Source organism: Clostridium sp. CM041 (genome assembly GCF_055081035.1).
This window is the reverse complement of the sequence record NZ_CM143648.1, coordinates 2,623,924-2,648,019: the sequence shown is the minus strand read 5'-3', so window position 1 is coordinate 2,648,019 and position 24,096 is coordinate 2,623,924. Positions and strand designations below refer to the sequence as shown.

Sequence of the window (24,096 nt, the reverse complement as noted above, 5' to 3'; positions counted from 1 at the left end):
TATTTGAATAAACCCTTCTTGTCTCATTATAATATTATACAAGATTAAATAAATTCTTACAAATAAATTAAATTATTTATATTTGCATAAGGTTGTACACCCTATAAAATCAAAATAATAAAATAGTTTTAACGAAAAAATATTCTTGATTATTAAAGATAAAAATGGTATTATAAATATAATATTTTTTTAAGGAGAGATTAATTATGAAAAACTTATTAAATCAAAAAATACAATTTGTCTTTAGTCGCCAATTTACATAGGATTTGTACCTAAAAATTAAACATAGGTACAGGTCCATTGATGCTTGCATCAAATGATTTGTATCTATGTTGACTATGATTATAAGTTTTTCATAAGTTATATGAAAAAAGTCACATAGATATTCTATGTGGCTTTTTTTTGTATTTTAAATATCTTATCTTAATTTACAAAGGAGGATTTTTATGGAAGCCGCAATAGGAATATTAGTACAAAGCTTAATTTTATCAATCATGGTATTGGGGGTGTATATAAGCTATAAAATTTTGGACTTTCCGGACTTATCTGCTGATGGAAGTTTTTCCTTAGGGGCAGCAATAATAGCTGTAACCTTAAAAAGTGGAATTTCTCCTATTTTAGGCTCAGTGCTTGCGCTAGCTTCTGGGTGTATAGCGGGGTTATTAACGGGAATACTCCATGTTAAATTTAAAATATCAAACTTACTTTCAGGCATTCTAGTAATGGGAATTTTATATTCTCTAAACCTACGGATTATGGGAAAGGCAAACATTGCCCTCTTTAATGATGAAAATATTTTTTATGATTTCAACCCTTTAATTGTAGCTTTAATCTTAGTTGTAATATTTAAAGTTGCTATCGATATGTTTTTAAAAACAGGATTAGGATATGCATTGAAAGGTGTGGGCGATAACCCACAAATGATTAAATCTTTAGGCGTAGAAATAGGTAAAATAAAAATATTAGGACTTATGATATCAAATGGACTTATAGCCTTTTCCGGAAGTATGATGGCTCAATATCAAGGATTTTCGGATATATCTATGGGCATAGGTACATTAATTTTAGGTATAGCTTCTATAATCATTGGATCATCTATTATTAAAAACGGAAAGTTTATAAAACAGACAAGTAGTGTAATTATAGGCACTCTAATCTACCAAATTACCATATATTTAGCTATGAATTTTGGACTTACACCTGTGGATTTAAAAATGGTCACATCTTTTGTAATAATTTTATTTATAACAGTTGGTGGTAGGAGTAATAGTGAAAGTAACAAATCTATACGGAGGTGGTTATTAAATGTTAAAAATACAAGATTTATCAAAAATTTTTTATAATTCTTATTTAGGTGAAAATGTGTTATTTAAGGACATCAATTTAGACATTAACGAAGGGGACTTTATAAGCATAATTGGTAGTAATGGAACAGGTAAGTCCACATTATTAAATATAATTTCTGGATTAGTTAAAGAAACCTCAGGTAATATTTTTCTTGAAGGAAATGATTTAACTAAAATGCCTGAACATAAAGTAACAAGAATCGTAAGCAGGGTTTTTCAAAACCCATCCTTAGGAACATGTCCATCCATGACCGTTAGAGAAAATTTATCTCTGGCTTTAAACAAGGGGAAATTAATTAATTTTAAATATTGCCTTAGGTATAAAACTAAAGAACTAGAAGCTCTTTTAAATGGAATATCATTAGATCTAAAGAAGCTTTTAGATGTGAATGTAAATTATTTATCAGGGGGACAAAGACAAGCTCTATCATTGATAATGGCAAGTCTATCTGCTCCTAAGTTACTGTTGTTAGATGAACATACTGCAGCCTTAGACCCAAAGACATCTAATGAGATAATGGAGTTAACTCAAAAGATTGTAAAAGAAAAAAATATTACTACATTGATGATAACTCATAATTTAAAGGATGCACTTCAGTATGGTAATAGGCTAATAATGCTACATAAAGGTGAAGTTATTTTAGATTTAAATGAATCCGAAAAGAAAAAATTAACAATAGAAAGTATATTAAAAAAATTTGAATACGCGGTATAAAGGAGGTATTATTGTGAAAAAAATGTTAGCTACTACACTAATAATTACATGCATATTAACCGGATGTACAAAAACGAATGAAAAGAAGAAAGTTATAAAAATAGGTATAAGTCAAATAGTAGAGTATGTTGCACTAGATCAAAGTAGAGAAGGATTTATAAAAGCACTAGAGGATAATGGTTATAAGGAGGGAGACAATATAGATATTGATTATCAAAATGCCCAAGGAGATATAACTACGACCCAAACTATCGGCAAAAAGTTTGCATCTGGAAAGAAGGATTTAATTTATGCAATAGCTACCCCTTCAGCACAGGGGTCATATAATGCTACAAAAAAAATTCCAATAATAATTACGGCCGTTACTGATCCTGTGCAAGCTGGAATAATAAAGTCTTTAGATAAGCCAGAAACTAATGTTTCTGGGACTTCAGATTATTTACCAGTGAAAAAACAATTGGAGTTAATAAAGGAATTGATGCCCAATGCTAAAAGAATAGGAATTTTATATAATACAAGTGAAGTAAATTCACAAGTACAGGTAAATGAGCTAAAAAAAGCAGCTAAAGGTTATGAAATTGTTACTTCCGGAGTAACAAGCACTAATGAAGTTAATAGTGCCATAAGTAGCTTACTTCCGAAAATAGACGTTTTATATGTACCAACTGATCAGTTAATAGTGTCATCCATGCCTATAATAGTAAAAAATACATTGGAGGCAAAAATACCTGTTATAGCATCGGAAAAAGGCTCCGTAGAATCTGGAGCATTAGCTACTGTAGGAATAGATTATTATAAGTTAGGATATGAAGCAGGTAACATGGCAGTTGATGTACTAAAGGGTAATGATATATCTAATATGCCAATTAAAATCTCTGAAGAAACAGAAGTGTATATAAATAAAGATACATTAAAATCATTGAATATATCTATGCCAGAAATTAAAAATGTTAAATATATAGATAATAAATAAGCATTTTTATATAAAATATTAATGTGCCTATGTTGTTTATGAAAAATCTTTTATTATTTAAATTGTAGAATTACATTACCATAATCCAATAGTTAGCGATACAACTGATTCATATGTTGTGTATAACAGAATATAATTGCATATCCTAAATAAAACTAAGAAAAACCGTATACCTCTTGTGTGCAGTTTTCCTTAGTTTTATTTATTTGTAAGTTTAGTTATAAACTGAAAGTAAAAAAAATTTATGTTTTTTAAGCATATCCTACACATAAACAACATTAAATATGTAAAGTCTTAAAAATCAATTTACTATTTTTCATAAGAACACTTACATTATCACCTTTATTAATATTACCCTTAAGTATTTCTTCAGAAAGCTTATCTTCCACAGTATTAGTTATTTCTCGCCTTAGTGGTCTAGCTCCATAAGTAGTATTAAGTCCCGCCTTAGCTAAATGCTTCTTAGTTTCCTCATCAAAAGTAATATTAATTTCAAGATCTTTAAGACGCTCTTTTACTACCTTAAGCATTAATCCTACTATTTTATATAAATCTTCATGTTCTAGCGAATGAAATACGATAATGTCATCTATTCTATTTAAAAATTCAGGTCTAAATGAATGTTTTAGCTCTTCCATTATATTTTCTTTCATCTTTTCATATTTAGAGCTTGCTTCATTATCCTTTATATCGAAACCTAGAGACCTCTGTTTTTTTATACTAGACGCGCCTACATTTGATGTCATTATAATTACTGTATTTTTAAAATCTACTGTTTTCCCTTTTCCGTCTGTTAGCCTTCCATCCTCTAATATCTGTAACAAAATATTAACTACGTCTGGATGAGCTTTTTCAATTTCATCAAAAAGTATAACTGAATAAGGGTTTCTCCTCACCTTTTCCGTTAATTGCCCACCCTCATCAAAACCTACATATCCGGGGGGTGAACCCATAAGCCTTGAAACAGTGTGCTTATCCATATATTCTGACATATCTATTCTTATCATGTTATTTTCATCACCAAACATTGCATCTGCTAAAGCTTTAGACAATTCTGTTTTTCCTACCCCAGTGGGACCTAAAAATATAAAAGATCCTATAGGTCTCTTTGGATCCTTTAACCCTACCCTTGCACGTCTTACAGCTCTTGAAATAGATTTCACTGCCTCACCTTGTCCTATTACCCTCCTGTGGAGTACCTCTTCTAACTTTAGTAGTCGTTCCGATTCTTTTTCAGTCAATTTTTCTATAGGTATATTAATCCATCTTGATACCACATTAGCAATTTCAAGCTCTGTAACTATTAGCTCATCCGCTTGATTTTGAGTTTTCCAATTATTTTTTGAATTATATAATTTATCCTTTAATTGTTTTTCGATATCCCTAATCTTAGCTGCTTTTTCAAAGTCCTGCACTGATATAGCATCAGCTTTCTCTTTACAAATTCCATCTATTTTTTCTTCTAAATCTTTCAGATTTGCTGGAGTAGTTAAATTTTGAATTCTTACTTTTGCACCAGCTTCGTCTATAAGATCTATTGCTTTATCAGGTAAGTATCTATCAGATATATATCTATGTGATAAGCTAACAGCTGCTTCTATTGCACTATCCGTAATCTTTACTCTATGATGCGCTTCATACTTATCTCTTAATCCTTTTAATATTTCAACAGCTTCATTTTCGCTTGGTTCTCCTACAATTATAGGTTGAAATCTTCTCTCGAGTGCTGCATCTTTTTCAAAATGCCTTCTATATTCATCTATAGTTGTTGCACCTATGCATTGAAGTTCTCCTCGAGCGAGGGCTGGTTTTAATATATTAGATGCATCAATGGCCCCTTCGGCTCCTCCTGCTCCGATGATGGTATGAATTTCATCTATAAATATAATAATATTTCCTGCGGCGACTATCTCTTGCATAACCTTTTTAAGCCTTTCCTCAAACTCTCCCCTGTATTTAGAACCTGCCACCATTGAGGATATATCCAAAGTTATAACCCTTTTGTCTTTTAAAATTTCTGGAATGCTACCGGAAGCTATTCTTTGTGCTAGTCCCTCTGCTATAGCTGTTTTCCCTACGCCTGGTTCTCCTATAAGGCATGGATTATTCTTCATTCTTCTGCATAAAATTTCTAAAAGTCTTTGAGTTTCATTACCTCTACCTATAACAGGATCAAGTTTACCTTGTCTTGCCATCTCAGTTAAATCTTTACCAAAACGTTCTAAGTTTGGAGTACCCTGTTTTTGCTTTTCTTTTGATGAACTACCTTTTGGAGTATCCTCAGAACACCAATTATTTAGTATACCATTTCTAAGTTTATTAAAGTCCGCTCCTAAATTAGCCAAAATTGTATATGCAACACCTTCTTCTTCTCTAATTAATGCTAACAAAATATGTTCTGGACTAATATAATTATGATTCAAATTTCTCGCTTCCAAAAGACTTAGTTCTAGCAGCCTTTTCGTTCTTGGAGTTAGAGGTATCTCGCTACTCCGCATTTCTATGTCTCCTTCTCCCTCATACTCCATTACTAATTTCTTTACACCCTCAGACGAAATTTTCATATCACCCAATGATTTTTTACATACTCCATCTTCATCCTTTAGAATTCCTAGCAATATATGCTCTGTCCCTACATAACCATGCTTTAATTGCTTTGCCTCCTCTTGAGCATATACTAAAATCTTTTGTGATCTTTCTGTAAATTTATTAAACATCATGTTAAAACACCTCACTTGCAATGGATTTACTTCTTACTATAATTATAACCAATTGAACCCAAATTTATCCTAATACTACCAATATTGAGTGAGTTTCATACTTTACTATCTATAAGAATAAAAAATAAACAGTAATAACACCTATAAAATCAAAAAACAAATTTCGGAAGTTTTATTTCCTAATTTGCTTTTTAAAAATATTCAAACATTAATAGCGATGTCCTTGTTAAATATATTATGTAAATAGCTCACTTACATAACTGCCCTTAATTTCCTCCTTACCTTCCCTTTTGCGATGTGATATAATACTTGCCATTTTCTTTATCTCCTTGTGTTACAACGGTAAAAGAATTATTTTCCAACATTTCACATAATATTTTCATTTCATCAGCATTTTTCATTTTTGAAATAATTGTGAACTTATCATTTCGCTCTATTATGCCCATATAATCATGAATGCTACTGTAATCACTTAAGTTAATTTCTCCAGGAATGTCTAATTTATATTCAGACATTTAATTCTCCCCTCTTTACTATATTTAACAATAGGTTTTGTAATTTTGATCAGAATATGCACATTTATCATAATTTACTTTTATTCTTTTTCTATACCTAAAAATTCATAATTAAATCATTCTGAAATCCCGTTAAAACAAAGAAATAAAACCGTAGCTACCTATGGTTTTATTTCTTTATTTTATACTATTCCATGTTCTTGCTAGCTTCGATTATTTTATCAATTCCATCCTGAGGCACTTCTTCATATCTTTCAAACTTGACTCTAAAATTTGCCCTAGCACCAGTCATTGAGCGTAAATCTGTTGCATAATCAAATAATTCTGATTGAGGTACTTCTCCTATGACTTTCTGACCTCTTTCAACAGACTCCATCCCCAAAATTCTACCTCTTTTCTTGCTTATATCCGTAATAATATCGCCCATATAGTCCTCTGGACATGTGACCTCCACATGCATAATTGGTTCTAATAAAACAGGATCTGATTCCTTAAGACCCTTCTTGTAAGCTAACGATGCCGCCATTTTAAATGCCATTTCAGAAGAATCTACAGCATGATACGAACCATCATGTAACGTTGTTTTAAGCCTTATAACTGGGAATCCTCCAAGTACGCCATGTCTAATGCATTCCCTTAACCCTTTTTCAACAGCAGGTATATACTGTCTTGGAACCGTTCCACCAACCACTGCATCAATAAATTCTAAATCATCTGCACCGTCTATTCTAGGCTCAAATTTAATCTTTACATCACCATACTGGCCATGCCCTCCAGATTGCTTTTTATGTTTTCCTTGGACATCAGAAGTTTTTTTAATTGTTTCTCTATAAGCAATCTTTGGAATTTCTAATGATACTTCAACTCCAAATTTATTTTTCAATTTACTAACTATAACCTCCAAGTGGGTAGATCCTAATCCTGAGATTATAGTTTGTGCATTTTCCGTGCTCCTAGATATTGAGAATGTGGGATCTTCTTCTAACAATTTTGTTAATCCATTAGATATTTTATCTTCATCACCTTTTGATTTAGTTACAATAGCTCTTGAAAAAACTGGTTGTGGGAACTCCATAGTATCAAACATTATTAGTTTCGCTCTATCACAAAGAGTATCTCCAGTAGTCGTGCATTGAAGTTTTGCAACTGCACCTATATCCCCTGCTTCAATTTCTCGAGTTTGAAATTGTTGTTTTCCTTTTAAAAAATACATAGCACCTATTTTTTCTTCTTTATTTTTATTAGTATTATATACTATTGTGTCACTTTTAGCTTTTCCAGTAATAACACGGAACATAGATAATTTACCTACAAAAGGATCTGCAATAGTTTTAAATACTAATGCTGAGAATTGACCCATATCATCAATTTTGACTTGCGTATATTTATTGTTTTTCATATCCTTTGCAATGTACATAGTTGTTTCAATTGGAGAAGGGAAGCATTCAACGATATCTTCTAGCAATGTATTCATTCCTATACCAAGTAAAGCAGATCCACACATTATAGGTGTAATTTCTCCCATAGAAGCTCCTTTTATAAGACCTTGATATATTTCTTCTTCACTTATAGAACCCTCATTGAAATATTTTTCTAATAGAACTTCATCTGTTTCAGCAACGGCTTCCATAACCATCTGTTTACACTCATCTACTTTACCTATTAATTCTTCTGGAATATCACTATCTTCCATTTCCTGTGTTTTGGGATTAAATATTTGAGCCCTTCTAGATATGATATTTATTACGCCGTTAAAATTTTCTTCACTACCTATAGGATACTGAATTGGCACTGCAGATATTCCAAACTTTTCTTTTATCTGCTGCAAAGCAACTTGAAAATTACTATTTTCCCTATCTAGCTTATTAATAAAAAATGCTCTAGGTAGCTTATGGTCATTGATATATTCCCAAGCCTTCTCAGTTCCAACTTCTATACCTGATACCCCGCAAACAGTTATCATTGCCATATCTACAGCTCTTAGCCCCTCAATCATTTCTCCTTCATAATCAAAATATCCAGGCATATCTACTAAATTTAATTTTATATTTTCCCATTCACTTAAAGCCACCGACGTAGAAATAGATGTTTTTCTTTTCTTCTCTTCAATATCGTAATCACTAATTGTAGTACCATCATTAACTTTTCCGAATCTATCTATAGCTTTAGTGTAATATAATATTGATTCCATTAATGTGGTTTTTCCTGAACCACTATGCCCAACAATTCCTATATTTCTTAGATTTTTGCTTATATATTCTTTCATATACGATACCTCCTAGCTTTTCGTTAGATATATATTCATATATTCTACCTTTAAATAAAAAGCCTTTGTATATAGCTGAATTTTATAATTATTACTTTCTAAAAAAGATAAAAGTATCAATAAAATAAATTTATTGATACTTAATTATATATTTAAACTAAATATAAGTTATTACTAAAGCTCATATCTATTTTTTAAAATTTGTATATTATTTATTTAATTTTTCAAAAAATAAAAAAAAGCTAATAATTAGCTTTATATACTTTAAATAAAAATGGCTCCGCGAAAAGGATTTGAACCTTCAACCTATCGGTTAACAGCCGAGTGCTCCACCGTTGAGCTATCGCGGAACATTACCTAGCGACAACCTACTCTTCCACAAGGTCACCCCTGCAGTACCATCGGCGCATTGAAGCTTAACCTTCGTGTTCGGTATGGGAACGGGTGTTACCTTCATGCCATAATCACTAGATTGAGAAAATAAATATTCTCTCAAAATTGCACAGTGAATTAAGCTTCTTCCTTTGTCAGAAGCTTAGTTTCTTTCTTACGAAAAAAATAGTTCCTGCGGAAGAATTATCGCGTTATTTCTAATTATATATTTAGGTCAAGCCCTCGACTTATTAGTATTAGTCAGCTGAACATGTTACCATGCTTACACCTCTAACCTATCAACCTGGTGGTCTTCCAGGAGTCTTACTAACTTGTGTTAAAAACACGCGTTATGGGAAATCTCATCTCAGGGTGGGCTTCACGCTTAGATGCTTTCAGCGTTTATCCCTTCCAAACATAGCTACCCAGCGATGCCACTGGCGTGACAACTGGTGCACCAGAGGTTTGTCCATCCCGGTCCTCTCGTACTAAGGACAGCTCCCTTCAAATTTCCTACGCCCGCGACGGATAGGGACCGAACTGTCTCACGACGTTCTGAACCCAGCTCGCGTGCCGCTTTAATGGGCGAACAGCCCAACCCTTGGGACCTACTTCAGCCCCAGGATGCGACGAGCCGACATCGAGGTGCCAAACCTCCCCGTCGATGTGGACTCTTGGGGGAGATCAGCCTGTTATCCCCGAGGTAGCTTTTATCCGTTGAGCGATGGCCCTCCCACGAGGTACCACCGGATCACTAAGCCCGACTTTCGTCCCTGCTCCACTTGTAAGTGTCGCAGTCAGGCTCCCTTCTGCCTTTGCACTCTTCGCGCGATTTCCAACCGCGCTGAGGGAACCTTTGGGCGCCTCCGTTACTTTTTTGGAGGCGACCGCCCCAGTCAAACTGCCCACCTAACAATGTCCTGTGACCAGATTCATGGCCTCCAGTTAGAACCTCAGTACTGTCAGGGTGGTATCCCAAGGATGACTCCACACAGGCTGACGCCCATGTTTCTCAGTCTCCCACCTATCCTGTACAGACAATACCGAAATTCAATGCTAAGCTACAGTAAAGCTCTACGGGGTCTTTCCGTCCAATCGCGGGTAGCAAGCATCTTCACTTGCACTACAATTTCGCCGGATGTGTTGTTGAGACAGTGCCCAAATCATTACGCCATTCGTGCGGGTCGGAACTTACCCGACAAGGAATTTCGCTACCTTAGGACCGTTATAGTTACGGCCGCCGTTTACTGGGGCTTAAGTTCATAGCCTCGCTTGCGCTAACTAATCCCCTTAACCTTCCAGCACCGGGCAGGCGTCAGCCCCTATACATCAGCTTTCGCTTTAGCAGAGACCTGTGTTTTTGCTAAACAGTTGCTTGGGCCTATTCTCTGCGACCTACTTTCGTAGGCACCCCTTCTCCCGAAGTTACGGGGTCAATTTGCCGAGTTCCTTAACAACAATTCTTCCGATGGTCTTAGGATTCTCTCCTCACCTACCTGTGTCGGTTTGCGGTACGGGCACCAATATCCTCGATAGAGACTTTTCTTGGCAGCGTGGAATCAGATACTTCAGGAATAAATTCCCTTCCCCATCACATCTCAGCGTTAAGAGCAAACGGATTTGCCTGCTTGCTCCGCCTAAATGCTTAGACACACATCCAATAGTGTGCACATCTTATCCTCCTGCGTCATCCCATTTCTAATAACGTCCATTGGTGGTATCGGAATATCAACCGATTGTCCATCACCTACGCCTTTCGGCCTCGGCTTAGGTCCCGACTAACCCTGAGAGGACGAGCCTTCCTCAGGAAACCTTAGGTTTTCGACCGTTAAGATTCTCACTTAACTCTCGCTACTCATGCCAACATTCTCACTTCTGTACCGTCCACCACTCCTTACGGTATGACTTCAGCCAGTACAGAAAGCTCCTCTACCGCGTACACAATTGTGTACACCCATAGCTTCGGTGGTAAGTTTTAGCCCCGGACATCTTCGGCGCAGGATCTCTTGACTAGTGAGCTATTACGCACTCTTTAAATGAGTGGCTGCTTCTGAGCCAACATCCTAGTTGTCTTAGAAATCCCACATCCTTTTCCACTTAACTTACACTTTGGGACCTTAGCTGATGGTCTGGGCTGTTTCCCTTTTGACTACGGATCTTATCATTCGCAGTCTGACTGCCGAAATAAAAGTATATGGCATTCGGAGTTTGATAGGGTTCAGTAACTGTTGTCAGCCCCTAGCCCATTCAGTGCTCTACCTCCATTACTCAATTAATCGACGCTAGCCCTAAAGCTATTTCGAGGAGAACCAGCTATCTCCGAGTTCGATTGGAATTTCTCCGCTATCCACAGCTCATCCCATGGTTTTTCAACACCAACGTGGTTCGGACCTCCACGGAATTTTACTTCCGCTTCATCCTGGCCATGGATAGGTCACCCGGTTTCGGGTCTACGACATGCAACTATGCGCCCTATTCAGACTTGGTTTCCCTTCGGCTCCGTACCTTAAGTACTTAACCTTGCTACATATCGTAACTCGTTGGCTCGTTCTACAAAAAGCACGCCGTCACACATATAAAGTGCTTCGACCGGTTGTAGGCACACGGTTTCAGGTTCTATTTCACTCCCCTTCCGGGGTTCTTTTCACCTTTCCCTCACGGTACTTCTTCACTATCGGTCACTAGGTAGTATTTAGCCTTGGGAGGTGGTCCTCCCAGCTTCCCACAAGGTTTCACGTGTCTCGTGGTACTCTGGATTAGATCTGACTGTTTTTCCTTTTCATTTACAGGCCTATTACCTTCTGCGGAGCAGCTTTCCAGCTATCTTCAATTAAGGAATTGCAGTATTTATGATCTATCCTCAACCCCCAGGTCAAAGACCTGGGTTTGGGCTCTTTCCCTTTCGCTCGCCGCTACTTAGGAAATCGATATTTCTTTCTCTTCCTCCGGGTACTTAGATGTTTCAGTTCCCCGGGTCTACCTCTGCATACCTATTTATTCAGTATGCAGTACATAGTTGTTACTATGTGGGTTCCCCCATTCGGAAATCTTTGGATCACAGGCTATTTGCGCCTACCCAAAGCTTATCGCAGCTTAACGCGTCCTTCTTCGGCTCCTAGTGCCAAGGCATTCGCCATGCGCCCTTTGTAGCTTGACCTTGATTCTGTCTATTTACATAGACGATTATATTAATTTTGCGAAATTGTATTAAATCAATTTATAAACTACTCGCGTAGCTTTAATTTTTTTAAAACAACTTTTTTCACTGTGCAATTTTCAAAGAACATTTTAGAAAAACTATTCATTATCTAACTCCTAAGAGTTAGATAAAATTAGTCTCTCAAAATTAAACAGAGAACTAGGTACGATTAATTACAATAGATATTTTTGAAGAACAAATTAATATTCTTCTATTGCATCGACCGAAGTCAATACATCTACTCCCTAGAAAGGAGGTGATCCAGCCGCAGGTTCTCCTACGGCTACCTTGTTACGACTTCACCCCAATCATCAATCCCACCTTCGGCCGCTGGCTCCTTACGGTTACCTCACGGACTTCGGGTGTTACCAACTCTCATGGTGTGACGGGCGGTGTGTACAAGGCCCGGGAACGTATTCACCGCGACATGCTGATTCGCGATTACTAGCAACTCCGGCTTCATGTAGGCGAGTTGCAGCCTACAATCCGAACTGGGATGAGTTTTTGAGTTTGGCTCCACCTTGCGGTCTTGCATCTCTTTGTACTCACCATTGTAGCACGTGTGTAGCCCTAGACATAAGGGGCATGATGATTTGACGTCATCCCCACCTTCCTCCCGGTTAACCCGGGCAGTCTCACTAGAGTGCTCAACTTAATGGTAGCAACTAATGATAAGGGTTGCGCTCGTTGCGGGACTTAACCCAACATCTCACGACACGAGCTGACGACAACCATGCACCACCTGTCACCCTGTCCCGAAGGACTTCGCCCATCTCTGGGTTATGCAGGGGATGTCAAGTCTAGGTAAGGTTCTTCGCGTTGCTTCGAATTAAACCACATGCTCCGCTGCTTGTGCGGGCCCCCGTCAATTCCTTTGAGTTTTAATCTTGCGATCGTACTCCCCAGGCGGAATACTTAATGTGTTAACGGCGGCACCGAGGTTCGACCCCCGACACCTAGTATTCATCGTTTACGGCGTGGACTACCAGGGTATCTAATCCTGTTTGCTCCCCACGCTTTCATGCCTCAGCGTCAGTTACAGTCCAGTAAGTCGCCTTCGCCACTGGTGTTCTTCCTAATCTCTACGCATTTCACCGCTACACTAGGAATTCCACTTACCTCTCCTGCACTCTAGACACCCAGTTTCAAATGCAGCACCCAAGTTAAGCTCGGGTATTTCACATCTGACTTAAATGTCCGCCTACGCATCCTTTACGCCCAGTAAATCCGGACAACGCTTGCCACCTACGTATTACCGCGGCTGCTGGCACGTAGTTAGCCGTGGCTTCCTCCTCTGGTACCGTCATTATCGTCCCAGAAGACAGAACTTTACAACCCGAAGGCCTTCATCATTCACGCGGCGTTGCTGCGTCAGGGTTTCCCCCATTGCGCAATATTCCCCACTGCTGCCTCCCGTAGGAGTCTGGACCGTGTCTCAGTTCCAATGTGGCCGATCACCCTCTCAGGTCGGCTACGCATCGTCGCCTTGGTGAGCCGTTACCTCACCAACTAGCTAATGCGCCGCGGGTCCATCTCAAAGTGGAATTTTCTAAAAGAAAAATCCTTTGATGTTTCGATCATGCGACCAAAACATATTATGCGGTATTAATCTCCCTTTCGGGAGGCTATTCCCCTCTTTGAGGCAGGTTACCCACGTGTTACTCACCCGTCCGCCGCTAATCCACCCCGAAAGGTTTCATCGCTCGACTTGCATGTGTTAGGCACGCCGCCAGCGTTCGTCCTGAGCCAGGATCAAACTCTCAATTTAAAAGTTTACACTTTTTTAGTTGAAATGATTAATCTGCGACAACTGTTAAGTTGATTCGCAAGCTCATTACATACTTTTAGTCTTACGACTAAATTTTACTTTATACTAAAGTAATTAACTGGTTTAACGAAATATTATTTCGCTATCTTTACCTATTTCTCTGTTTAATTTTCAAAGACCAACTTGCTTTGTCATCATGTGACGACTTCTACTATTCTACTAGGTATTTCTTGTTTTGTCAACAACTTTTTAAAAATTATTTTCATTTGAAAATATATTAAATAGTTATCAATAGTTAGATTATCTTGCCACTTGTTTGTGACGACAAGGAGTATTCTATCATAATAATAAAGTTGTATATTTATTTTTTTTGTTATATATTCACGTTATTCTCGATTTCCTCATTGTTTCATTATAATCCTTTGTTTTATATGTATTGACACGCATGGTCAAGTATATAAGAAATTGTTTGTATTTAAGCATTTAATTCATTTATTTATAAACGTTATTAAGAATTTTTATATTTAGAATTACTAACAACATTAATAATCCACTTAAATCATCTCCTGCGGAGCTGCAATCTTGGAATAAAATCAACCGCTGCACAGGAGATGATTTAACCCAGTTTTTTTACTAACAACTTATTTATCTCCACAAAAAAAACAGCCCATATTGGACTGTTCTTTGGTGGAGATAAAGGGAATCGAACCCTTGACCCCCTGCGTGCAAGGCAGGTGCTCTCCCAGCTGAGCTATATCCCCACATATGGTGGACCTTCAGGGACTCGAACCCCGGACCGACCGGTTATGAGCCGGTAGCTCTAACCAGCTGAGCTAAAGATCCATGTTTACCTGGCGACAACCTACTCTTCCACAAGGTCACCCCTGCAGTACCATCGGCGCATTGAAGCTTAACCTTCGTGTTCGGTATGGGAACGGGTGTTACCTTCATGCCATAATCACCAGATTTATTAATATCCGTCATATGTTATTATATTTAAAAAAATGGCTCCGCGAAAAGGATTTGAACCTTCAACCTATCGGTTAACAGCCGAGTGCTCCACCGTTGAGCTATCGCGGAACATTACCTAGCGACAACCTACTCTTCCACAAGGTCACCCCTGCAGTACCATCGGCGCATTGAAGCTTAACCTTCGTGTTCGGTATGGGAACGGGTGTTACCTTCATGCCATAATCACTAGATTGAGAAAATAAATATTCTCTCAAAATTGCACAGTGAATTAAGCTTCTTCCTTTGTCAGAAGCTTAGTTTCTTTCTTACGAAAAAAATAGTTCCTGCGGAAGAATTATCGCGTTATTTCTAATTATATATTTAGGTCAAGCCCTCGACTTATTAGTATTAGTCAGCTGAACATGTTACCATGCTTACACCTCTAACCTATCAACCTGGTGGTCTTCCAGGAGTCTTACTAACTTGTGTTAAAAACACGCGTTATGGGAAATCTCATCTCAGGGTGGGCTTCACGCTTAGATGCTTTCAGCGTTTATCCCTTCCAAACATAGCTACCCAGCGATGCCACTGGCGTGACAACTGGTGCACCAGAGGTTTGTCCATCCCGGTCCTCTCGTACTAAGGACAGCTCCCTTCAAATTTCCTACGCCCGCGACGGATAGGGACCGAACTGTCTCACGACGTTCTGAACCCAGCTCGCGTGCCGCTTTAATGGGCGAACAGCCCAACCCTTGGGACCTACTTCAGCCCCAGGATGCGACGAGCCGACATCGAGGTGCCAAACCTCCCCGTCGATGTGGACTCTTGGGGGAGATCAGCCTGTTATCCCCGAGGTAGCTTTTATCCGTTGAGCGATGGCCCTCCCACGAGGTACCACCGGATCACTAAGCCCGACTTTCGTCCCTGCTCCACTTGTAAGTGTCGCAGTCAGGCTCCCTTCTGCCTTTGCACTCTTCGCGCGATTTCCAACCGCGCTGAGGGAACCTTTGGGCGCCTCCGTTACTTTTTTGGAGGCGACCGCCCCAGTCAAACTGCCCACCTAACAATGTCCTGTGACCAGATTCATGGCCTCCAGTTAGAACCTCAGTACTGTCAGGGTGGTATCCCAAGGATGACTCCACACAGGCTGACGCCCATGTTTCTCAGTCTCCCACCTATCCTGTACAGACAATACCGAAATTCAATGCTAAGCTACAGTAAAGCTCTACGGGGTCTTTCCGTCCAATCGCGGGTAGCAAGCATCTTCACTTGCACTACAATTTCGCCGGATGTGTTGTTGAGACAGTGCCCAAATCATTACGCCATTCGTGCGGGTCGGAACTTACCCGACAAGGAATTTCGCTACCTTAGGACCGTTATAGTTACGGCCGCCGTTTACTGGGGCTTAAGTTCATAGCCTCGCTTGCGCTAACTAATCCCCTTAACCTTCCAGCACCGGGCAGGCGTCAGCCCCTATACATCAGCTTTCGCTTTAGCAGAGACCTGTGTTTTTGCTAAACAGTTGCTTGGGCCTATTCTCTGCGACCTACTTTCGTAGGCACCCCTTCTCCCGAAGTTACGGGGTCAATTTGCCGAGTTCCTTAACAACAATTCTTCCGATGGTCTTAGGATTCTCTCCTCACCTACCTGTGTCGGTTTGCGGTACGGGCACCAATATCCTCGATAGAGACTTTTCTTGGCAGCGTGGAATCAGATACTTCGGGAATAAATTCCCTTCCCCATCACATCTCAGCGTTAAGAGCAAACGGATTTGCCTGTCTGCTCCGCCTAAATGCTTAGACACACATCCAATAGTGTGCACATCTTATCCTCCTGCGTCATCCCATTTCTAATAACGTCCATTGGTGGTATCGGAATATCAACCGATTGTCCATCACCTACGCCTTTCGGCCTCGGCTTAGGTCCCGACTAACCCTGAGAGGACGAGCCTTCCTCAGGAAACCTTAGGTTTTCGACCGTTAAGATTCTCACTTAACTCTCGCTACTCATGCCAACATTCTCACTTCTGTACCGTCCACCACTCCTTACGGTATGACTTCAGCCAGTACAGAAAGCTCCTCTACCGCGTACACAATTGTGTACACCCATAGCTTCGGTGGTAAGTTTTAGCCCCGGACATCTTCGGCGCAGGATCTCTTGACTAGTGAGCTATTACGCACTCTTTAAATGAGTGGCTGCTTCTGAGCCAACATCCTAGTTGTCTTAGAAATCCCACATCCTTTTCCACTTAACTTACACTTTGGGACCTTAGCTGATGGTCTGGGCTGTTTCCCTTTTGACTACGGATCTTATCATTCGCAGTCTGACTGCCGAAATAAAAGTATATGGCATTCGGAGTTTGATAGGGTTCAGTAACTGTTGTCAGCCCCTAGCCCATTCAGTGCTCTACCTCCATTACTCAATTAATCGACGCTAGCCCTAAAGCTATTTCGAGGAGAACCAGCTATCTCCGAGTTCGATTGGAATTTCTCCGCTATCCACAGCTCATCCCATGGTTTTTCAACACCAACGTGGTTCGGACCTCCACGGAATTTTACTTCCGCTTCATCCTGGCCATGGATAGGTCACCCGGTTTCGGGTCTACGACATGCAACTATGCGCCCTATTCAGACTTGGTTTCCCTTCGGCTCCGTACCTTAAGTACTTAACCTTGCTACATATCGTAACTCGTTGGCTCGTTCTACAAAAAGCACGCCGTCACACATATAAAGTGCTTCGACCGGTTGTAGGCACACGGTTTCAGGTTCTATTTCACTCCCCTTCCGGGGTTCTTTTCACCTTTCCCTCACGGTACTTCTTCACTATCGGTCACTAGGTAGTATTTAGCCTTGGGAGGTGGTCCTCCCAGCTTCCCACAAGGTTTCACGTGTCTCGTGGTACTCTGGATTAGATCTGACTGTTTTTCCTTTTCATTTACAGGCCTATTACCTTCTGCGGAGCAGCTTTCCAGCTATCTTCAATTAAGGAATTGCAGTATTTATGATCTATCCTCAACCCCCAGGTCAAAGACCTGGGTTTGGGCTCTTTCCCTTTCGCTCGCCGCTACTTAGGAAATCGATATTTCTTTCTCTTCCTCCGGGTACTTAGATGTTTCAGTTCCCCGGGTCTACCTCTGCATACCTATTTATTCAGTATGCAGTACATAGTTGTTACTATGTGGGTTCCCCCATTCGGAAATCTTTGGATCACAGGCTATTTGCGCCTACCCAAAGCTTATCGCAGCTTAACGCGTCCTTCTTCGGCTCCTAGTGCCAAGGCATTCGCCATGCGCCCTTTGTAGCTTGACCTTGATTCTGTCTATTTACATAGACGGTTATATTAATTTTGCGAAATTGTATTAAATCAATTTATAAACTACTTGCGTAGCTTTAATTTTTTTAAAACAACTTTTTTCACTGTGCAATTTTCAAAGAACATAAATGGTGGGCCTAAATGGACTCGAACCATCGACCTCACGCTTATCAGGCGTGCGCTCTAACCAGCTGAGCTATAGGCCCATTTAATGGTGGAGATAAAGAGAATCGAACTCTTGACCCCCTGCGTGCAAGGCAGGTGCTCTCCCAGCTGAGCTATACCCCCATTAGAAAAACTATTCATCAGTTAACTCCTAAGAGTTAACTGAAATTAGTCTCTCAAAATTAAACAGAGAATTAGGTACGATTAATTACAATAGATATTTTTGAAGAACAAATTAATATTCTTCTATTGCATCGACCGAAGTCAATACATCTACTCCCTAGAAAGGAGGTGATCCAGCCGCAGGTTCTCCTACGGCTACCTTGTTACGACTTCACCCCAATCATCAATCCCACCTTCGGCCGCTGGCTCCTTACGGTTACCTCACGGACTTCGGGTGTTACCAACTCTCATGGTGTGACGGGCGGTGTGTACAAGGCCCGGGAACGTATTCACCGCGACATGCTGATTCGCGATTACTAGCAACTCCGGCTTCATGTAGGCGAGTTGCAGCCTACAATCCGAACTGGGATGAGTTTTTGAGTTTGGCTCCACCTTGCGGTCTTGCATCTCTTTGTACTCACCATTGTAGCACGTGTGTAGCCCTAGACATAAGGGGCATGATGATTTGACGTCATCCCCACCTTCCTCCCGGTTAACCCGGGCAGTCTCACTAGAGTGCTCAACTTAATGGTAGCAACTAATGATAAGGGTTGCGCTCGTTGCGGGACTTAACCCAACATCTCACGACACGAGCTGACGACAACCATGCACCACCTGTCACCCTGTCCCGAAGGACTTCGCCCATCTCTGGGTTATGCAGGGGATGTCAAGTCTAGGTAAGGTTCTTCGCGTTGCTTCGAATTAAACCACATGCTCCGCTGCTTGTGCGGGCCCCCGTCAATTCCTTTGAGTTTTAATCTTGCGATCGTACTCCCCAGGCGGAATACTTAATGTGTTAACGGCGGCACCGAGGTTCGACCCCCGACACCTAGTATTCATCGTTTACGGCGTGGACTACCAGGGTATCTAATCCTGTTTGCTCCCCACGCTTTCATGCCTCAGCGTCAGTTACAGTCCAGTAAGTCGCCTTCGCCACTGGTGTTCTTCCTAATCTCTACGCATTTCACCGCTACACTAGGAATTCCACTTACCTCTCCTGCACTCTAGACACCCAGTTTCAAATGCAGCACCCAAGTTAAGCTCGGGTATTTCACATCTGACTTAAATGTCCGCCTACGCATCCTTTACGCCCAGTAAATCCGGACAACGCTTGCCACCTACGTATTACCGCGGCTGCTGGCACGTAGTTAGCCGTGGCTTCCTCCTCTGGTACCGTCATTATCGTCCCAGAAGACAGAACTTTACAACCCGAAGGCCTTCATCATTCACGCGGCGTTGCTGCGTCAGGGTTTCCCCCATTGCGCAATATTCCCCACTGCTGCCTCCCGTAGGAGTCTGGACCGTGTCTCAGTTCCAATGTGGCCGATCACCCTCTCAGGTCGGCTACGCATCGTCGCCTTGGTGAGCCGTTACCTCACCAACTAGCTAATGCGCCGCGGGTCCATCTCAAAGTGGAATTTTCTAAAAGAAAAATCCTTTGATGTTTCGATCATGCGACCAAAACATATTATGCGGTATTAATCTCCCTTTCGGGAGGCTATTCCCCTCTTTGAGGCAGGTTACCCACGTGTTACTCACCCGTCCGCCGCTAATCCACCCCGAAAGGTTTCATCGCTCGACTTGCATGTGTTAGGCACGCCGCCAGCGTTCGTCCTGAGCCAGGATCAAACTCTCAATTTAAAAGTTTACACTTTTTTAGTTGAAATGATTAATCTGCGACAACTGTTAAGTCGTTTAATCAACAATTAAGTTGATTCGCAAGCTCATTACATACTTTTTAGTCTTACGACTAATTTTACTTTATACTAAAGTAATTAACTGGTTTAACGAAATATTATTTCGCTATCTTTACCTATTTCTCTGTTTAATTTTCAAAGACCAACTTGCTTTGTCATCATGTGATGACTTTTACTATTATAATTCTTTTTTTCATCATTGTCAACTACTTTAAAAAATATTTGATAATGAATTTTTCTTTCATCACTGTGCACTTAAAGTTAATTTATAACTGTATGTTCCAGCGACAATTAATATAATATCATATGTATAACTAACCATTTGTTTATAATCCTCTATTATATCAATCTATTTCCATATATATGTTTATATGTTCCATATAATCCGTTTTACTCATAATGATACGCTCGGACCATTTGTTACGCATTTAGCACACCTACAGACTATAAAAATAAATATCGTAGGTTTATTAAAAACCACTTAAATCATCCCCCTCAGTGCTGTACTACTATAATTCCCTTATTAATAAAATAAAAACCCCAGTAAAAATAATCTTTTTTTTACCAGAGCTCCTATTTAATGAACCTGAAAATGTCTTTTATTATAATGTCATTACTATTTCCTTATATTTATTACCTCTTACTTCAAAATTTTGAAACATATCAAAACTTGCACATGCCGGTGACAACGTCACTATATCACCAGGTTTAGCAACTAATTTAGCTGTAAAAATTGCTTCATTAAAATTTTCAGCAAGTATAATCTGCAAAGGTATTTTATTTTCTTTAGACATACGCTCAAAAACTTCTTTTATTTTATATTTAGTGTCACCTACTAATATTAGTGTTTTAATATTTGTGTAGCCTTCTTCTGCTAAAGGTTCAAAAGGTATTTTTTTATCATATCCTCCTGCAATTAGTATAACAGGCTTTCCAAAAGCTTTGAGACTTGCTATAGTTCTAGTTGGCGTAGACGCTATTGAATCATTGTAATATTTAACTCCTTCTACCTCCCTCACGAATTCGCCCCTATGAGGTACGCCCATAAAAGTGGTAGCCACTTCTCTCATGCTCGCAGCTGTTGCTTCATCTTGAGTTGCACAAAAGGCAGTTAATAGGTTTTGCACATTATGCATCCCTTTTAGCTTTACTTCCTCAAGATTACATACTACCTTGTTCATAATGAATAATTTATCATTTTGAAAATATGCACCATCTTCTAGTTTCTCGCATACACTAAAATACTTAACTTTTCCCTTAACCTCTTTTCTTAATTCATAAGTTAACGCGTTATCCTTATTTAATACAATCAGATCACCGTCACGTTGATATTTAAACACATTTTTCTTTGCATTTATATATTCCTCCATATCCTTATGAATATCTAGATGATTCACACTCAGATTTGTTACTACTGCTACATCTGTAGAAACCGTCATAGTCATAAGCTGAAAGCTCGACAATTCCAATACTACTTTATCCTCTTTGGTTATTTCTTCAATATTTGCGAACAGTGGTGTACCAATATTGCCTCCAACCCAAGTTTTATATCCTTCTTTTTTTAATATATTATATATTATTGTAGTTGTAGTTGTTTTTCCATCACTACCAGTTACGCCGTAAGTTTTAGCCGGGCAATATTTTATGAACTCTTCCATTTCGGAAGTTATATATGTTCCTTCTTTTTTTGCTTTCAAAAGAGCAGGGTTATCTACTCTCATAGATGGTGTTTTAAAAATAACATCAAACCCCGTTAGATCATCTAAGTAATCTTCCCCTAATACCAGCTTCACGCCCTCTTCTTCGAAATCTATTGCTACCTGTCCCAGTAAACTATAAGTTTTTTTATCAAAAGCTGTAACAACTGCCTTAAGCTTTACTAGAAAATGTATTAAAGGAATATTGCTAACTCCTATACCTACAACTCCAACTTTTTTTCCTTTTATAAATTCCTTAAATTCATTGAAATCCTTTTTCATATAACCCTCCATGTAATCTCCATATACTTTATATTATATTATTTATTTTACAAATTTATTTTATAATTTTTTAGATTTATTCTATAAAAAAACAACGCATAGTATAACCACAGCCTACTCAAGCCTCATTATATACTACACGCCATTCTCTAAACCAAACTAACTATTACAATTTAAAATTTAAAATTGTAGTTTTTCTTCTATAAAATCTTCTAAATCGTCTATACTTACTCTTATTTGACCCATTGTATCTCTGTCTCTAATTGTTACAGTGTTATCTTTTAACGTATCAAAATCTACAGTTATGCAGTATGGAGTTCCTATTTCGTCTTCTCTTCTATACCTTTTTCCTATACTTCCGGTTTCATCGTAGTCTACGTTAAATCTTTTGCCTAGCATAGCAAAAACTTCGAGCGATTTCTCTGATAATTTTTTACTTAAAGGTAGAATAGCCGCCTTAAATGGTGCAAGTGCTGGATGTAAATGAAGCACTGTTCTTACGTCTCCGCCTTCAAGTTCTTCTTCATCATATGCATTAACTAAGAATGCAAGAACAACTCTATCTGCACCCAGAGAAGGTTCTATACAATACGGTACATATTTTTCATTAGTAATAGGATCTAGATAACTTAAATCATTCCCTGAATGTTCCATATGTTTCTTTAAGTCATAATCAGTTCTATCAGCAACGCCCCATAATTCACCCCATCCAAAAGGAAACAAGAATTCTATGTCACAAGTAGCATTACTATAAAAAGATAATTCCTCTTCTCCATGGTCTCTAAATCTTAAATTTTCCTTTTCCATTCCCAAATTATACAAAAAATTAGCACAATACTCTTTCCAATATGCAAACCATTCTAAATCTGTACCCGGTTTACAGAAAAATTCCAATTCCATTTGCTCAAATTCCCTAGTTCTAAAAATAAAATTCCCTGGTGTTATTTCATTCCTGAAAGCCTTCCCTACTTGGCCTATTCCAAATGGAACTTTTTTTCTTGAAGCTCTTTGAACATTTTTAAAGTTTACAAAGATACCCTGAGCCGTTTCTGGTCTTAAATATATTTCTGATTTTCCATCTTCTGTTATTCCCTGGGAAGTCTTAAACATTAAATTAAATTTTCTAATATCAGTAAAGTCTTTCTTTCCACATTTAGGACATACTATTTCATTTTTTGCTATATATTCTTTTAACTCTTCATTTGACCATCCATCAGCAGTAGCTACTTCTACTCCCTGATTTGTCATATGGTCTTCCACTAACTTATCCGCTCTAAATCTAGCTTTGCAATCTTTGCAATCCATTAGCGGATCTGAAAATCCTCCAACGTGGCCCGTCGCAACCCATACCTCTGGGTTCATAAGTATAGCGCAGTCTACGCCTACATTATATGGACTTTCTTGAACAAATTTTTTCCACCAAGCTTTTTTAACATTGTTTTTAAATTCAACTCCCAGAGGACCATAATCCCACGAATTAGCGAGCCCACCATATATATCAGACCCTGGGAATACGAACCCTCTGTTTTTGCATAACGCAACTATCTTATCCATACTTTTTTCAAATGCCATATTAACCCCTCCTATTTTTTTTACAATCTAATGATATCTTGTTTTATATACTTCTCAATGGTCATTACAATATATTAACATTACATCTTGTATTCTTTCCTATTTACCCTAAATATAACCAATTCAATTTATCACACCCGCATAAAGCATTCTCTTTTATTTTACGTATAAAAAAAAGACTATACCCTAAGGGACGAAAATTACTTCCGCGGTTCCACCCTTATTGGCACATGCCCTACTTTAAATTCTATACACTCAAAAGTCCCTTTCACAATAATACTTTGATTGTTTACACCAGCCACAATCTCTCTTATAAAGTACTACTACTACTCTTCTTTATCACAGTGAATTATTTTATTATGCATTAGATTTCTTATAATATTG

At 38.8% G+C, this 24,096-nt stretch carries 8 protein-coding genes, 6 tRNA genes, 7 rRNA genes and 1 other annotated feature; of the genes, 3 read left to right on the top strand and 18 right to left on the bottom strand.

Annotated elements, in window-relative coordinates; translation table 11 throughout:
* The first annotated feature begins 446 nt into the window (after positions 1-446).
* Genes ACWJJT_RS12465 through ACWJJT_RS12455 form a run of 3 tightly spaced genes read left to right on the top strand, consistent with a single transcriptional unit; the run spans position 447 to position 3,034 of the window.
* Positions 447-1,343, top strand: coding sequence for an ABC transporter permease (locus ACWJJT_RS12465; protein WP_462954916.1), 897 nt, complete (start codon positions 447-449; stop codon positions 1,341-1,343).
* Complete coding sequence (locus ACWJJT_RS12460) at positions 1,306-2,061, top strand: ABC transporter ATP-binding protein (RefSeq protein ID WP_165414372.1); 756 nt, start codon at positions 1,306-1,308, stop codon at positions 2,059-2,061. The genes ACWJJT_RS12465 and ACWJJT_RS12460 overlap by 38 nt, the downstream gene beginning before the upstream one ends.
* A 13-nt stretch (positions 2,062-2,074) precedes the next feature.
* Entirely contained in the window at positions 2,075-3,034 is a 960-nt protein-coding gene (locus ACWJJT_RS12455) for an ABC transporter substrate-binding protein (RefSeq protein ID WP_462954915.1), read from the top strand.
* A 278-nt stretch (positions 3,035-3,312) separates the two neighbouring features.
* Here the strand turns inward: ACWJJT_RS12455 and ACWJJT_RS12450 are convergent, their stop codons facing one another.
* The 18 genes from ACWJJT_RS12450 to ACWJJT_RS12365 form a co-directional block, all read right to left on the bottom strand.
* Positions 3,313-5,754: an ATP-dependent Clp protease ATP-binding subunit gene (locus ACWJJT_RS12450; protein WP_462954914.1), complete on the bottom strand. Its 2,442-nt coding sequence runs from the start codon at positions 5,752-5,754 to the stop codon at positions 3,313-3,315.
* 278 nt (positions 5,755-6,032) lie between these two features.
* Positions 6,033-6,269, bottom strand: coding sequence for a hypothetical protein (locus ACWJJT_RS12445; RefSeq protein WP_216302346.1), 237 nt, complete (start codon positions 6,267-6,269; stop codon positions 6,033-6,035).
* A 187-nt stretch (positions 6,270-6,456) separates the two neighbouring features.
* Positions 6,457-8,535: an elongation factor G gene (fusA, locus tag ACWJJT_RS12440; protein ID WP_462954913.1), complete on the bottom strand. Its 2,079-nt coding sequence runs from the start codon at positions 8,533-8,535 to the stop codon at positions 6,457-6,459.
* Between the two features lie 275 nt (positions 8,536-8,810).
* Positions 8,811-8,885, bottom strand: a tRNA-Asn gene (locus tag ACWJJT_RS12435).
* 5 nt (positions 8,886-8,890) lie between these two features.
* A 5S ribosomal RNA gene (gene rrf, locus ACWJJT_RS12430) occupies positions 8,891-9,007 on the bottom strand.
* A 131-nt stretch (positions 9,008-9,138) separates the two neighbouring features.
* Positions 9,139-12,064, bottom strand: a 23S ribosomal RNA gene (locus ACWJJT_RS12425).
* A 291-nt stretch (positions 12,065-12,355) separates the two neighbouring features.
* Positions 12,356-13,874, bottom strand: a 16S ribosomal RNA gene (locus ACWJJT_RS12420).
* 685 nt (positions 13,875-14,559) lie between these two features.
* Positions 14,560-14,635, bottom strand: a tRNA-Ala gene (locus tag ACWJJT_RS12415).
* 5 nt (positions 14,636-14,640) lie between these two features.
* A tRNA-Ile gene (locus tag ACWJJT_RS12410) sits at positions 14,641-14,717 on the bottom strand.
* A 6-nt stretch (positions 14,718-14,723) separates the two neighbouring features.
* A 5S ribosomal RNA gene (gene rrf, locus ACWJJT_RS12405) occupies positions 14,724-14,840 on the bottom strand.
* Positions 14,841-14,879: 39 nt separating this feature from the next.
* A tRNA-Asn gene (locus ACWJJT_RS12400) sits at positions 14,880-14,954 on the bottom strand.
* Between the two features lie 5 nt (positions 14,955-14,959).
* Positions 14,960-15,076, bottom strand: a 5S ribosomal RNA gene (rrf, locus tag ACWJJT_RS12395).
* Positions 15,077-15,207: 131 nt separating this feature from the next.
* Positions 15,208-18,133 (bottom strand): 23S ribosomal RNA (locus tag ACWJJT_RS12390).
* Positions 18,134-18,266: 133 nt separating this feature from the next.
* A tRNA-Ile gene (locus ACWJJT_RS12385) sits at positions 18,267-18,343 on the bottom strand.
* Positions 18,344-18,349: 6 nt separating this feature from the next.
* A tRNA-Ala gene (locus ACWJJT_RS12380) sits at positions 18,350-18,425 on the bottom strand.
* A gap of 161 nt (positions 18,426-18,586) precedes the next feature.
* A 16S ribosomal RNA gene (locus ACWJJT_RS12375) occupies positions 18,587-20,105 on the bottom strand.
* The 16S, 23S and 5S rRNA genes sit together here with 6 tRNA genes alongside, the layout of an rRNA operon.
* A gap of 658 nt (positions 20,106-20,763) precedes the next feature.
* Positions 20,764-22,140 carry a UDP-N-acetylmuramoyl-L-alanine--D-glutamate ligase gene (gene murD / locus ACWJJT_RS12370; RefSeq protein WP_462954912.1) on the bottom strand — a complete coding sequence of 459 codons (1,377 nt, stop codon included), beginning with the start codon at positions 22,138-22,140 and terminating at the stop codon, positions 20,764-20,766.
* Positions 22,141-22,320: 180 nt separating this feature from the next.
* Positions 22,321-23,712 (bottom strand): glycine--tRNA ligase, encoded by a 1,392-nt coding sequence (locus tag ACWJJT_RS12365; RefSeq protein ID WP_462954911.1) that lies wholly within the window; start codon positions 23,710-23,712, stop codon positions 22,321-22,323.
* A 186-nt stretch (positions 23,713-23,898) separates the two neighbouring features.
* Positions 23,899-24,064, bottom strand: a binding site (T-box leader).
* Positions 24,065-24,096 lie beyond the last annotated feature (32 nt).

Bases quoted from the DNA above. Each gene is read 5' to 3' on its own strand.
- ACWJJT_RS12465 (WP_462954916.1), top strand. From the start codon at position 447: ATGGAAGCCGCAATAGGAATATTAGTACAAAGCTTAATTTTATCAATC.
- ACWJJT_RS12460 (WP_165414372.1), top strand. From the start codon at position 1,306: ATGTTAAAAATACAAGATTTATCAAAAATTTTTTATAATTCTTATTTA.
- ACWJJT_RS12450 (WP_462954914.1), bottom strand. From the start codon at position 5,754: ATGATGTTTAATAAATTTACAGAAAGATCACAAAAGATTTTAGTATAT.
- ACWJJT_RS12445 (WP_216302346.1), bottom strand. From the start codon at position 6,269: ATGTCTGAATATAAATTAGACATTCCTGGAGAAATTAACTTAAGTGAT.
- fusA (WP_462954913.1), bottom strand. From the start codon at position 8,535: ATGAAAGAATATATAAGCAAAAATCTAAGAAATATAGGAATTGTTGGG.
- murD (WP_462954912.1), bottom strand. From the start codon at position 22,140: ATGAAAAAGGATTTCAATGAATTTAAGGAATTTATAAAAGGAAAAAAA.
- ACWJJT_RS12365 (WP_462954911.1), bottom strand. From the start codon at position 23,712: ATGGCATTTGAAAAAAGTATGGATAAGATAGTTGCGTTATGCAAAAAC.